This window comes from Arthrobacter sp. 9E16 (genome assembly GCF_002929435.1).
Lineage (GTDB): Bacteria > Actinomycetota > Actinomycetes > Actinomycetales > Micrococcaceae > Arthrobacter_B > Arthrobacter_B sunyaminii.
This window is the reverse complement of the sequence record NZ_PJIU01000003.1, coordinates 204,235-217,139: the sequence shown is the minus strand read 5'-3', so window position 1 is coordinate 217,139 and position 12,905 is coordinate 204,235. Positions and strand designations below refer to the sequence as shown.

Genomic DNA, 12,905 nt, shown 5'->3' with positions numbered 1-12,905 from the left:
CGGTGACAGATCAACCGCGGCGCAGTTATGACCTGCTGCTGGAAAACATTGAAGCCGACCTCCGGTCCGGCGCCATCTCCCTCGGTGACCAGCTGCCCGGCGAACGGACACTAGCCGAGACGTACGGCATCTCCCGGGCCTCCGTGCGGGAGGGCATCCGCATCCTGGATGCCATGGGTGTGCTGCGTTCCTCCTCGGGCTCAGGACCCAAATCCGGAGCGATCATCATCTCCGAGCCGTCGGCCGGACTTTCCTCCGCACTGCGCCTGCACATGGCAAGCAGCAGGCTTCCGGTAGCCGATATTGTCCAGACCCGGATTCTGCTTGAAACCTGGGCTGCAGCAGCGGGTGCCGCCCAACCGCCGTCGGACGCTGCGGACACCGCCCTGGCGAGCGCCGCCGCACTCCTGGAAGCCATGGACGCACCGGGCATTGAGCGCGAGGCCTACCACCTGCTGGACGCACAGTTCCATGTGGTGCTCAGCTCCCTGGCCGGTAACGCGGTCATTGAAACCATGATGGCCTCCCTCAGCGGCGCCATCAGCGGATATGTGCAGAAAGCCGTGGACAGCATGGATGGCTGGCCCGCCGTCATGACACAGCTCCAGCACCACCACCACGGAATCTATGACGCCGTGGCCGCCCGGCGCGGAGACGACGCCGCCAAACTTCTGCGCGAGCACATCCAGTGGTTCTATCTGCAGATTCCGCGGGAAGAGAAGGACGGCTCCTCGTAACATCCGGCCCTGCCCTGCCCCGGCGGCTACTCGAGTATCCCTGCCGGCTGCCGAGGACGGACCGCGGCTGTGGCCTGACCAACTTTCCTCCGGACGTGTTCCCGCCTACATTTGAAGGCGGGAGCACCGTCGTTCCCTCTGGATGGTTGGATCAGGATTAGATGAGCGTTCAAACAGCAGTTCCGACAGCGGCGTCCTTTGCGGCGCTTGGCACAAAGGACATCAGCACCCGGGACATCGACCGCCGCAAAATGGCCCACGATGCCTCGCACTACCTGCTGATTCCGGAAGCGGTGGCCACGCCCCGCACGGCAGACGACGTCGGCTCCCTCCTGCGCCGCAGCCGTGAACTGGGGATTCCGGCCACCTTCCGCTCCGGCGGCACCTCCCTGTCCGGCCAAAGCCAGAGCGACAGCCTGCTGATTAACACCCGCCAGCATTTCCGCGGCATCGAGGTGCTCGACGGCGGTGCCCGGGTCCGGGTGCAGCCGGGCGCCACGGTGCGGGCGGTCAACTCCCGGCTGGCAGCCCACGGACGCAAACTTGGCCCCGACCCGGCATCGGAAATCGCCTGCACCATTGGCGGCGTCGTCGCCAACAATTCCTCGGGCATGGCGTGCGGCACGGAATTCAACACCTACCAGACCATCGAGTCCATGGTGATGGTGCTGCCCTCGGGCACCGTGATCGACACTGCCGCCCCCGACGCCGAGACCAAGCTCCGGACCCTGGAACCGGAACTTTTCGAAGGTTTGCTGCGCCTGCGCGGACGCATTGTGGCCAACCCGCACTCCGTGGCCACCATCGAGCGGCTGTTCTCCATGAAGAACACCATGGGCTACGGCCTCAACGCGTTCTTGGACTACGAGAGTCCGGTGGACATCCTGACCCACCTCATGGTCGGCAGCGAGGGAACCCTCGGCTTCGTGGCCGAAGCAACCTTCCGCACCATTCCGGCGCTGCCCAAGGTGGCCACCGGGCTGATGTTCTTCGACTCGCTGGACCGTGCCGCCACCGCCCTTCCCGAGCTGGTGGCCTCCGGACTGGCCACTATCGAACTGATGGACTCGACGTCGCTGCGCGTGGCCGCGGCGGATCCCGCCGCTCCGCCGGAACTGCGGAATCTGGACATCGTCTCCCATGCCGCTCTGCTGGTGGAGCACCAGGGACGCACCGCGGAAGAGCTGGCCGATAAGCGCGAAGCCTCGCGGGGCCTTTTTGAATCGCTGGCGCTGGCGGCTCCGTTTGCCATGACGGACAACGCCAAGGACCGCGCTGCCATGTGGCACCTGCGTAAGGGCCTTTACACCACTGTGGCCGGCGCCCGTCCTTCGGGGACCAACGCCCTGCTGGAGGACATTGTGGTTCCGGTGCCGTCACTGGCTTCCACCTGCAAGGAACTGTCACGGCTCTTCGCCGAGCACCGCTACCAGGACTCGGTCATCTTCGGCCACGCCAAGGACGGCAACATCCACTTCATGCTCAACGAGCGCTTCGATGATCCGGTGGAACTGGCCCGCTACCAGGCGTTTACCGAGGAGATGGTGGACCTGGTGCTGGACAACGGCGGCTCGCTGAAGGCCGAGCACGGCACCGGCCGGATCATGGCCCCCTTTGTCCGCCGGCAGTACGGCGACGAGCTGTATGAGGTCATGTGCGAGCTGAAGGCCCTGGTTGATGCACCGAACCTGCTCAACCCCGGCGTCATCATCAACGATGACCCGGCGTCCTACATCGCGGACCTCAAGGTGGCCCCCACGGTTGAAGCCGAGGTGGACCGCTGCGTGGAGTGCGGCTACTGCGAGCCGGTCTGCCCCAGCAAGGACCTCACCACCACGCCGCGCCAGCGCATTGTGCTGCGCCGGGAAATCGCTGCCGCCGAAGCCCGCGGGGACGCTGTCCTGGCCAAGGAACTGCGCAAGGACTATGAGTACGACGGCGTCCAGACGTGCGCTGCGGACGGCATGTGCGTCACGGCGTGCCCGGTGCTGATTAATACCGGCGACCTGGTGCGCCGGCTGCGCAAGGAAAACGCCAATGCAGTTGCCGATGCCGGATGGAAGACCGCCGCGGAGCACTGGTCCACCGTCACGGTGGCCGGCGGCAAGGCACTGAGCCTGGCCAACGCCATGCCGGCACTGCTGCCCAAGGCGGCCACCGCCGTCGCCCGCGCCGTGGCCGGCACCGAAAACGTTCCCGCCTATGAAACCGTGCTGCCCGCCGGCGGCACCAAACGCACACCGCGGGAGGACCCGGCCGCCGTGGCCGTCTACTTCCCGGCCTGCATCGGCACCATGTTCGGTCCGGCCGGCAAAGGGGAGGGCGTCTCCGCGGCCTTCCTGGAGCTGTGCGGGCGCGCGGACATCGGGGTGCGGATTCCGGCGGGCATCGAAGACCTGTGCTGCGGCACGCCCTGGAAGTCCAAGGGCTACGGCAAGGGCTATGCGGTCATGACCGAACGCGTGCTCGCGAACCTGTGGGAAGCCACCGGCGGCGGCGCGCTGCCTGTGGTCTGCGACGCGGCGTCCTGCACCGAGGGCCTGGACACCATGAAACGGCTGGCCGGGGAAAGCCCGGACTATCCCGGGCTGCAGTTCATCGATTCGGTGGACTTCGTCCGGGACACCGTCCTGCCGCAGCTGACCGTGACCCGGAAGCTGCCCTCAATGGCCCTGCACCCCACGTGTTCCTCCACCCAGCTCGGGGCCAACGATGCCCTGCAGGCGATTGCCCAGGCTGCGGCGGAGGAAGTGTTTGTGCCGCCAAGCTGGGGCTGCTGCGCCTTTGCGGGTGACCGCGGGCTGCTGCATCCGGAGCTGACGGCTTCAGCCACGGACAAGCAGGCGGCGGAAATCAACGAACGCGAGTTCGCTGCCTATGCCTCCGTGAACCGGACCTGTGAGATCGGCATGTCCAAGGCCACCGGCCACACCTACCGGCATGTACTGGAGTACCTGGCCGAAGCCACACGGTAAGTCCGGGCATCCGTTGCACACCACCATCCCCTGGGTTAATCAGGCTGCCGCTCAGGGATGCTGGGACTCCGACGGCAGCGTGGGCGGAATCTCGGGGAGCTCCTGCAGCGACCACTGGTTGCCGTCCGGATCGCTGAAATACACGAAGGTCCCCCAGTCCAGCGGGGTGACGTCGCTGGCGGCCACGCCATGGTCCACCAGCTGCTGCCGTGCATCCGCTGCGCTGGGAACCACCACCTGGATCCGCTGCGTACCGGGGACCATGTCCGTGGTCCCCGGGCCGATGACCACGGAACAGGCCGATCCCGGCGGCGTCAGCTGCACGAAGCGCAGCTCCGGATTCACGCGCTCATCGAAGTCCGCATTGAAACCGAGCTGGTCCACGTAGAACGCCTTGGATGCGTCTACGTCGGACACCGGTACGGGTACAAGTTCGATCTTCCAGTCCATGCCTTTCACGCTAGGACCGGTTTGTCCGGCGGAGAATCCCTCCGCGGCCAACTACGGTCCGCAAGAGCCGCGAACATGTGCTGCGCCCCTCCGGCGGACGAAAACGGCACGAGGGCAAACATCAGGGTGCTGAGGAATAACCCGGCAGCGACCCCTGTTGGCGCTTGTATGACTGATACGACGGAAACCTCACCCGCCCTGTCCCCCACCATCGACCTCAAGGACCTTGGCACCGTACACCGCCTGGGCTTCGGCGCCATGCGGATTGTGGGACCCGGCGTCTGGGGCGAACCTGAGAGCCGGGGCACCGCCGTCGACGTGGTGCGCCGCGCCGTCGAGCTGGGCGTTGACTTCATCGACACCGCCGACTCCTACGGCCCGAACATCAGCGAAGAGATCATCGCCGAGGCGCTCTACCCCTACCCGGACGGCGTGCGGATTGCCACCAAGGTCGGCTTTGTCCGCACCGGACCGGACGTCTGGGTCCCGGTGGGTCGCCCGGAGTACCTGCGCCAGCAGGCCGAGCTGTCGCTGCGCAAGCTCAAGGTCGATTCCCTTGACCTGCTGCAGCTGCACCGCATTGACCCGAAGGTGGACCGTGACGAGCAGTTTGCCGTGCTGCGCGACCTGCAGCAGGAGGGCAAGGTCAAGGCCCTGGGCCTGTCCCAGGTCTCCGTCGAGGATCTGGAAGCCGCCGCCAGGTTCTTCACCGTCTCCACTGTGCAGAACCGCTACAACCTCACCGACCGCTCCTCCGAGGATGTCCTGAAGTATTCCGAGGACAACGGCATCGGCTTCATCCCGTGGGCACCGATTTCCGCCGGCCAGCTGGCAAAGCAGGGCGGCCCCGTTGATGAGGCAGCCAAGCGCCTCGGTGCCAGCACGTCACAGGTGGCCCTGGCGTGGCTCCTGCGCCGGTCCCCGGTCATGATGCCGATCCCGGGCACCGGTTCCATCGCCCACCTCGAAGACAATCTGGGTGCCGCCAACATCGCACTCGACGACGCCACTTTCGCGGAGCTCGACGCCGCCGGCGCCGCCGCAGCCGTCAAGTAAACAGACTTTCCCCACTGTTCCGCATTTCCGCCAAGCAAAGGAGCCACAACGCATGGCTAACATTCTGATGGTCGTATCAGCCGCCGATTCCCTCACCATGAAAGACGGCAGCGAACACCCCACCGGCTACTGGGCCGAAGAGCTCGTGGAATCCCACCGCGTGCTGCGCGAAGCCGGGCACACCGTCCGCATCGCCACCCCGGGCGGCACCAAGCCGACGGTCGACCAGGTGTCCCTGGCACCCGAGTCCGCCGGCAGCCCGGAGAAGGCCGCCGCCTTCACCCAGTACATCTCCTTCATCGACGCCGAGCTGTCCTCGCCGCTGGTGCTCGCCGACGCTGACATCTCCGAGTACGACGCCGTCGTCATGCCGGGCGGGCACGGCCCCATGGCGGATCTGGCCTTCGACAAGGACCTGGGACGGATCCTCATTGCAGCCGACAACGACGGAAAGATCATTGCTCCGTTCTGTCACGGCCCGGCAGGTTTGCTGAGCGCCGAGACCGAGAACGGCGACTTCGTCTTTGCCGGCCGCAAACTCACCGTCTTCACGGATGAAGAGGAACTGGGCGGCGGCACCGGAGAAAACACTCCGTGGTTCTGCGAGGATGTGCTGCGCAACAAGGGCGCCGTCGTGGAGTCCGGCCCGGCCTGGACCAGCCATGTGGTCCGCGACCGGAACCTGATTTCCGGCCAGAACCCCCAGTCCAGCGAAGACGTGGCCAAGGCCGTGCTCTCCGCCCTGGCTGAGTAGAACCATGACGGTCCTGATCGCCGGCTGCGGTGATCTGGGAACGGAAGCCGGCCTGCGGTTCGCCGCGGCCGGCTTTTCCGTGCTCGGATGGCGCCGCTCCCCCGAGAAGATTCCCGCCCCGATCACGGGCCGGGCCGCCGACCTGACCGGTTCCAGCGGTGAGCTGCCGCGCATTCCTGCGGACACCGACGTCGTCGTCATTGCCGTGGCCGCCGGCCGGCGCAGCGAGGACGCGTACCGCGCCGCCTATGTGGACGGCACCGCCAACGTCCTGGACGCACTGGAACGCGACGGCGTGCACCCGCAGCGGATCCTGTTCGTGTCCTCCACAGCCGTGTATGGCGATGCCGGAGGTGCCTGGGTGGACGAGAACACTCCGGCGGCACCGCCGTCCGCCACCGGCGCCGTGATCCTCGAGGCCGAGGAGCTGCTGCACTCGCGCCGGCCGGACGCCGTCGTGCTCCGGCTGTCCGGAATCTACGGACCGGGCCGCACCCGGCTGATCGATTCCGTCACGGCCGGCACCGCCGCGGTTCCGGCCGCCCGGCAGCTGACCAACCGCATCCACCGCGACGACGCTGCGGCGGCGATTGTGCATCTGATGACCCGGGAACCGGCACCTGAGCCGCTGTATGTGGGCGTTGACGATGAGCCGGCGGACCTGGCCGACGTGCTGCGGTTTCTGGCCACGGAACTCGGACGGGACCTGCCGGGTCCTTCGGGTCCCGGCGGATCCAGCCGCGGCGGAGACCGGTTGCTTTCCAACGCCCGGCTGCGGGGCACCGGCTTCGAGTTCGCCTATCCCACGTTCCGCGAAGGTTACCGTGCGGTGCTCTCCGGGTACGGCGTCCGCCACCCCTAACGCTTTAACGCGTCAGTCCGGCACCTGCCACCTTTGGAAGCGCGGGAGGTGCCGGACTGGGCATATCAGCGGCGAAGTCGTTAGTTGCCCGCTTTCACCGCCAGAACCGGGCACTCAGCCTGCAGGAGGATGCGCTGGGCGGTGCTGCCCATGATCAGCTTGCCCACGGGAGTGCGCCGGCGCATGCCGATGACTATGAGCTCGACGCTCCGGTCCTCCGCAGCGGTGAGAATCTCCGCCGCGGCATCGTTGCCCCGCAGTTCCTGCTCCAGCTCATACTTGACGCCGCTTTGATCCAGGCGCTGCCGGAGGGCCCGGACACTCTCAGGTTGCAGGTACCGCTCATCCACCAGGGCGTCGCCGCGGGAGGTGTTTAGGATCAGCAGCAGCGTGTTTCGGAGCTTGGCTTCCTCCACTGCCCGGTTCAGGGCAGCGAGCCCTTCCGGGGTTTCTATGTATCCCACCAGTACGCTCATGCCTTGTCCTCTCCGCGCTCGTCGTCAGTAAAAGGCCGGGCAGTGCGCCGCCCGCGGGAAACCGGCGCTGTTGCCACTGCCCCGGATTCGTCTGACTGTCCGGCAGGGTCACGGGGTCCCACTGCGACGGACCCCGTGCTGTCCTCGGACAAGACCGGCAGCAGCGGTTTCGGGTGGCTGCGGTGCCACAGCTTCAAAACGAGCGGCCACACCAGGATCACCGCTGCAATCGCATAGACCACGACGGCGATCGGTTCGTTCCACAGTCCGGAGATGTCGCCGCCGGACAGCTGCAGCGATTTGCGCAGCTGGCCCTCGGCCCGCGGACCAAGAATCAGCCCGATCACCAGCGGCAGGATCGGATACCCGAACCGGCGCATGGCAAAGCCCAGCAGGCCCAGCACCAGCAGGATCATCAGGTCAAACGCCTGCAGGTTCACCGCATACGCGCCCAGGGTGGCAAAGAAGAGAATGCCGGCGTACAGGTAGGGGCGCGGCAACCGCAGCAGCTTTGCCCACATGGGTGCCAGCGGCAAGTTGATCAGCAGCAGCAGGGTATTGCCGATGAAGAGGCTCGCGATCAGGGCCCAGACCAGCTGAGGTTCACTCTCAAACAAGAGCGGTCCAGGCTGGATGCCGTACTGCACAAACGCGGCCAGCATGACAGCGGCCGTGGCGTTGGTCGGCAGGCCGAGGGCCAGCATGGGTGTCAGGGTTCCGGCTGCGGCTGCGTTGTTGGCCGCTTCCGGTCCGGCAACACCCTCAATAGCCCCATGGCCAAATTCCTCAGGGTGCTTAGAGAGCTTCTTTTCGGTGACGTAGGAAAGGAAGGTGGGGATCTCGGCTCCACCTGCCGGCAGTGCTCCGAACGGGAAGCCAAAGGCGGTGCCGCGGAGCCAGGGCTTCCACGACCGTTTCCAGTCCTGCTTCCCCATCCACGGCCGGCCGACGGGTATCACGTGCATGGCGGTCCGGCGCAGGTGCGCAGCGATCCACAGGGCTTCACCGACAGCGAAGATCGCCACTGCCACCACCACGATGTCGAGTCCGTCCACCAGCAGCGGCAAACCAAAGATCAGCCGCTGCTGGCCTGTGACCGGATCCATGCCCACTAGTCCAATGGCCAGGCCGAGGCCAAGTGAGGCAAAGCCCCGCAGCTTGGAGGTTCCCAGGACGGCAGTGACCGCCAGCAGCGCCAGCACCATGATTGCCAGATAGCTGGGCGCCCCGAGGCTGACGGCGAATTTGACCACCAAAGGTGCAAACGCCACCAGAAGCGCCGTGCCAATGGTGCCCGCAACAAAGGAGCCGATGGCGGCGGTGGCCAGCGCCTGTGCCGCCCGGCCGCTCTTGGCCATTTTGTGTCCTTCGATCGCTGTGATGACGGTCGAGGATTCACCCGGAGTGTTGAGCAGGATGGACGTGGTGGAACCGCCGTACATGCCGCCGTAGTAGATGCCGGCGAACATGATGAAGGCGCTCGTTGGTTCCATGCCGTAGGTCACGGGCAGCAGCAGGGCCACGGCCATGGCCGGTCCGATGCCGGGCAGCACGCCAACAGCCGTTCCGAGGAGTACCCCGATGAACGCATACAGCAGGTTCATGGGGGTGGCTGCGGTCGCGAACCCGGACATCAGGAGATTGAAACTGTCCATCAGAGCACCCCTTCCAGGACGCCGGCGGGGAGTTTGATGCCCAGGCCGAGGTAGAAACCGTAAAAGGTGAGCAGGGCGAGGACCAGTGACACTATGCCGTCACGCACATAGTGCCGGCTGCCCAGTGCCCAGACGCTGCCCCAGAAGAGCAGCGTGCCGGATATAACCCAGCCGAGGGTGTCGATGAGGAGAATATTCACAATGAACGCGGCAATCAGGGGAACAACCGTTCGCCAATCCGTGCCGTGCGTCAGATCGATATCCTCTCCACCCTCTACCTCGCCGTGGCCGCCCCTCAGAACCTGCACGGTGAGCAGGGCGGCGCAGACCAGCAGTAGACCGCCCACAATGTACGGCAGGGTTTTTGGGCCCACAGGATCCGAGTTTGAATAGGAGACATTCAGTGTTGAGGCGTCCCAGATGACAACAGCTCCGACCACTCCCAGCAGGAGGGCCATGCCCAGCTCGGAGCGGCCCTTGAGCCGGCTGATCTGTTGGCTCATGCCAACCCAAGCTTGGACAGCACGTCGGAGACCCGCTGGTCCTGCTCCGTGAGGAAGGAGGTGAATTCATCACCGGTGATGAACGCGTCGCTCCACCCGTTGGTGGTCAGCGCTTCCTGCCATTCCTCGGTGCCGTGCATCTGCTCCAGTGCGGCAACCAGTTGCTCACGTTCAGCGTCGTCGATTCCGGGAGGCGCCACGATGCCCCGCCAGTTGCTGAAGACCAGGTCAATGTCGGACTCCGTCAGTGTGGGAGCGTCCACGCCCTCGAGCCGCTCTTCGCCGCTCGTGGCCAGGACCCGGATCTCGCCGGTCTTGATCTGGTCGAGGTACTCACCGGCGCCGGAGGCCGCGAAGCCCAGCTTGTTGCCCAGGATCGCCGGGCGAGGACCCTCCGCCCACCGCAATGGAGGACGGGTCCTTCTTCCAGGCCTGGACCAGATCATCAATGGTGTTAAAGGGGGAATCCTTGGAAACCATGATGGCGCCGGGCTCTTCGATCAGGCGCGCCAGCGGGGTGGTTTCGGTGAGCTTGGCTTCGGAGTCATTGGTGTAGCTGGCTCCAACAACCCCCAAACCCATGAGCATGGTGAGATCCGCGTTGCCCTTTTCATTGACCATGCGGGCCAGGCCCACGGTACCGCCGGCACCGGCAAGATTGAACACCTCGGTGCCCGTAGCGACGTCGGTCTCATCCATGACCTTGGCTGCCACCCGCGCCGTGGTGTCATAACCGCCGCCCGGGGAATTGGGAACGAGAATACGCAGGCCGGTTAACGCTTCCGCGGACGACGACGTGTCGGAGCCTTCTCCAGTCTCGGCACCGCCGGTGACTCCGCAGGCTGATGCCGCCAGTACGAGTCCGGTGGCGACTGCAGCCAGCCGCAAACCCTTCATTGGGCGCATTTGGTCCTCTTCTCATAGTGATGTGCAAGCCTCATCACGGTACGGATTTAATGTGAGTGGCGTCACTCTTGTGTTCTCTGAGTACGTTGTGTTCATTGTGTTCACGCAGACCCGGACCCGGCAGTGTATGAGCGGTATAGTTTTTCGCACCGGGCCTCCGGACACAGATGAAGGCCCGCCGCCAACGGTGGTCTATGGACCGGAGGACAATCTGTGCTGAAAAAGCACGAAGACGCGGCAAAGAAGCCGCACTGGAGGATGTCCCTGGCGTCCCAGTATCTGGGGCTCCAGTTCCTCATCGTCATCGCCGTCCTGGTTGCTGTTTTAGGCCTGTCGATTGCCCAGTCCGCTGCCTCAACATTGCGGGTGGAATCCCGCAAAGCCCTGTCCGCCGCCGAGAGCCTGGCATCCATGCCTGCGGTACGGGCCCTTGTACCCGGTGCTGAGCCAAAGATCGGTGCCGCCCTGCCCGCCGTTGCTGAATCCGTCCGCACCGTCTCCGGCGCTCAGTCAGTCATCCTGGCCACCCGGGACCTGCGAATTCTTACGTCCCCGGACCCGGCGCAGGTGGGAAACTCGCTTGATCTCGGCGCCAGCACTGTTCTGGCCGGGCAGGCCTGGACTGGACTGTCAATCATCGACGGTCAGTCCTACGCCTCCGCTCACGTGCCGGTCATGGATGACCACGGTGCCATCGTGGGGCTCGCCGCCGTGGGAATGGAGTACCCCTCAGCGTGGGAACGGCTGCGCACCGCCGCCCCAAACGCACTGATTTATTTCTTCTTGGCCGGGGTTCTGGGGACGGTGGGGTCCCTGCTGCTGGCCGCACGGGTCAAACGCCAGACGCTGGGCCTTGAACCGCAGGAAATCACGTCCCTGGTGGAGCACCGGGAAGCGATGCTTCACGGGGTGAAGGAAGGCGTGCTGGCCTTAGACACCCAGCACCGGATTACCTTGGCCAACGACGGCGCCCGGACCCTGTTGGGTTTGCCGCGGGATTCGGTGGGACGCACCCTGGAAGAGCTGGACATCGAACCGGTGCTGCATGATGTTCTCACCCGAAAACAGGATGAGGCTGACCGGCTGGTCCTGGTAAATGACCGGGTAGTGGTTTTCAACCGAAAACCCCTGACCTCCCGCGGGCGTGCCCTGGGGTCGGTCACCACGCTGCGCGATCGTACAGAGCTGTCCTCGCTGAAGGCGGAGCTGGGCACTACTAAGAGGATCACTGAAACCCTCCGCGCACAGACGCACGAGTTCGCGAACCAGCTGCACACCATTTCCGGACTGATCCAGTTGCACGAATATGACGACGTCGTGAAGTTCGTGAACGGGGTTAGCCACAGCAGAAGCAGCCTTCACCAGGGCATCACCTCCTGCATCGAGGACCCCACCCTGGCCGCGCTCCTCATCGCGAAAACCAGCCAGGCGGCTGAACGCGGAGTGGCGTTGCAGCTGGACCAGGACTCCCGGCTTGGACGCACCGGTGAAAGCCTCGCCCGGGACCTCACCACCATCGTCGGAAATCTCGTGGACAATGCCATTGACGCAGCCGCCGGGCAGCAGGATTCCCGGGTCCGGGTGCGGATCCTGGAGGCTGAAGGGTCACTGGAAATCACAGTCAAAGACTCGGGGCCCGGGATCGACGCCGGCGTTGCAGATGAGATTTTCCGACAGGGATTCACGACTAAAAGCGACACCACACTGGGCGGACGGGGCTTCGGGCTGGCACTCACCAGACTTGCCTGCCTGCGCCGTGGAGGTGACGTGCGGGTCTGGAATGAGGACGGTGCCGTCTTCTTCGCCCGCTTGCCCATGGAAGCACCGTCACCGGAGAAGGGAAGAACCCATGATCAAAGTGCTCATCATTGACGATGACTTCATGGTCGCCAAAGTGCACGCCGGATTTGTCCAGCAGGCAGAGGGATTTCAAGCCGTCGGCGTCGCGCACACCGGGGCTGCCGCGTTGAATGAAGTGGTCAGGCTTCGTCCGGACCTGGTGCTGCTGGACATCCATCTGCCGGACATCAACGGCCTGGACCTGCTGCAGCGGCTCCGGGACGTTGCCCCGGAGCTCGATGTTCTCGTCATCAGTGCCGCCAGGGAAACGGACATGGTGCGGCGGGCACTGCGCGGCGGAATTGTCCACTATCTGATGAAGCCGTTTACGGGCGCAGATCTGCGCGAACGGCTGGAGCATTACCGGCTCACTTATCAGCCGCTGGTCTCAGGCATGCGGAATGTGACACAGACGGATATGGATCAGGTGTTCGGCAGCGGCCGGCCGCTCAAGGTGCCGCTGCCCAAGGGCTGCAGTGCGGAGACCCTGCGTTTGGTCGAAGCCGCATTGACGGACGCGAACGGGGATCTGTCCTCCACCGAAACTGCTGACATGCTGGGCATGTCCAGGGTCAGTACTCGCCGGTATCTGGAGTACCTGGCCGAGATTGGAAGCGTGGAGGTGAACCTGCGGTACGGGCCGGGGCGGCCGGAGCGCAGGTATCTTCTCCGGACGCTCTCCACTCGCTGAG

The 12,905-nt window shown here is 65.1% G+C and carries 11 protein-coding genes and 1 pseudogene; 7 read left to right on the top strand and 5 right to left on the bottom strand.

All coding sequences use genetic code 11. The annotated features are described in order from the left end of the window. The first annotated feature begins 2 nt into the window (after positions 1–2). Positions 3–737, top strand: a complete 735-nt coding sequence (locus CXR00_RS13330) for a FadR/GntR family transcriptional regulator (protein WP_104055051.1) — start codon at positions 3–5, stop codon at positions 735–737. Between the two features lie 161 nt (positions 738–898). After that, on the top strand, positions 899–3,712 hold the full coding sequence (locus CXR00_RS13325; RefSeq protein ID WP_104055050.1) for an FAD-binding and (Fe-S)-binding domain-containing protein: 2,814 nt from the start codon (positions 899–901) through the stop codon (positions 3,710–3,712). A 51-nt stretch (positions 3,713–3,763) separates the two neighbouring features. On the opposite strand, the gene CXR00_RS13320 is transcribed toward CXR00_RS13325, so the two are convergent. Continuing rightward, positions 3,764–4,162, bottom strand: coding sequence for a VOC family protein (locus CXR00_RS13320; protein ID WP_104055049.1), 399 nt, complete (start codon positions 4,160–4,162; stop codon positions 3,764–3,766). 168 nt (positions 4,163–4,330) lie between these two features. Here CXR00_RS13320 and CXR00_RS13315 point away from each other — a divergent pair, with 168 nt between their 5' ends. From CXR00_RS13315 to CXR00_RS13305, 3 genes are read left to right on the top strand one after another with little or no spacing between them, the layout of a single operon-like run. Then, positions 4,331–5,218 carry an aldo/keto reductase gene (locus CXR00_RS13315; protein WP_104055048.1) on the top strand — a complete coding sequence of 296 codons (888 nt, stop codon included), beginning with the start codon at positions 4,331–4,333 and terminating at the stop codon, positions 5,216–5,218. Between the two features lie 52 nt (positions 5,219–5,270). Further along, positions 5,271–5,972 (top strand): type 1 glutamine amidotransferase domain-containing protein, encoded by a 702-nt coding sequence (locus tag CXR00_RS13310; RefSeq protein WP_104055047.1) that lies wholly within the window; start codon positions 5,271–5,273, stop codon positions 5,970–5,972. 4 nt (positions 5,973–5,976) lie between these two features. Beyond that, positions 5,977–6,834, top strand: coding sequence for an SDR family oxidoreductase (locus CXR00_RS13305; protein WP_104055046.1), 858 nt, complete (start codon positions 5,977–5,979; stop codon positions 6,832–6,834). A gap of 80 nt (positions 6,835–6,914) precedes the next feature. Here the strand turns inward: CXR00_RS13305 and CXR00_RS13300 are convergent, their stop codons facing one another. The 4 genes and pseudogenes from CXR00_RS13300 to CXR00_RS13285 all read right to left on the bottom strand — a co-directional run bounded on the left by CXR00_RS13300 (position 6,915) and on the right by CXR00_RS13285 (position 10,374). Beyond that, a complete protein-coding gene (locus CXR00_RS13300; RefSeq protein WP_104055045.1) occupies positions 6,915–7,310 on the bottom strand; it encodes a universal stress protein in 396 nt (131 codons plus the stop codon). Then, complete coding sequence (locus CXR00_RS13295; protein WP_104055044.1) at positions 7,307–8,965, bottom strand: tripartite tricarboxylate transporter permease; 1,659 nt, start codon at positions 8,963–8,965, stop codon at positions 7,307–7,309. Before CXR00_RS13295 ends, CXR00_RS13300 begins: the two co-directional genes overlap by 4 nt. Then, positions 8,965–9,468 (bottom strand): tripartite tricarboxylate transporter TctB family protein, encoded by a 504-nt coding sequence (locus CXR00_RS13290; protein WP_104055043.1) that lies wholly within the window; start codon positions 9,466–9,468, stop codon positions 8,965–8,967. Before CXR00_RS13290 ends, CXR00_RS13295 begins: the two co-directional genes overlap by 1 nt. Beyond that, positions 9,465–10,374: pseudogene (locus CXR00_RS13285) on the bottom strand (Bug family tripartite tricarboxylate transporter substrate binding protein). Before CXR00_RS13285 ends, CXR00_RS13290 begins: the two are co-directional and overlap by 4 nt. 258 nt (positions 10,375–10,632) lie before the next feature. Between CXR00_RS13285 and CXR00_RS13280 the strand changes: the two are divergent. Continuing rightward, complete coding sequence (locus CXR00_RS13280; protein WP_104055473.1) at positions 10,633–12,246, top strand: sensor histidine kinase; 1,614 nt, start codon at positions 10,633–10,635, stop codon at positions 12,244–12,246. Beyond that, positions 12,224–12,904: a response regulator gene (locus CXR00_RS13275; protein WP_104055042.1), complete on the top strand. Its 681-nt coding sequence runs from the start codon at positions 12,224–12,226 to the stop codon at positions 12,902–12,904. Before CXR00_RS13280 ends, CXR00_RS13275 begins: the two co-directional genes overlap by 23 nt. Position 12,905 lies beyond the last annotated feature (1 nt).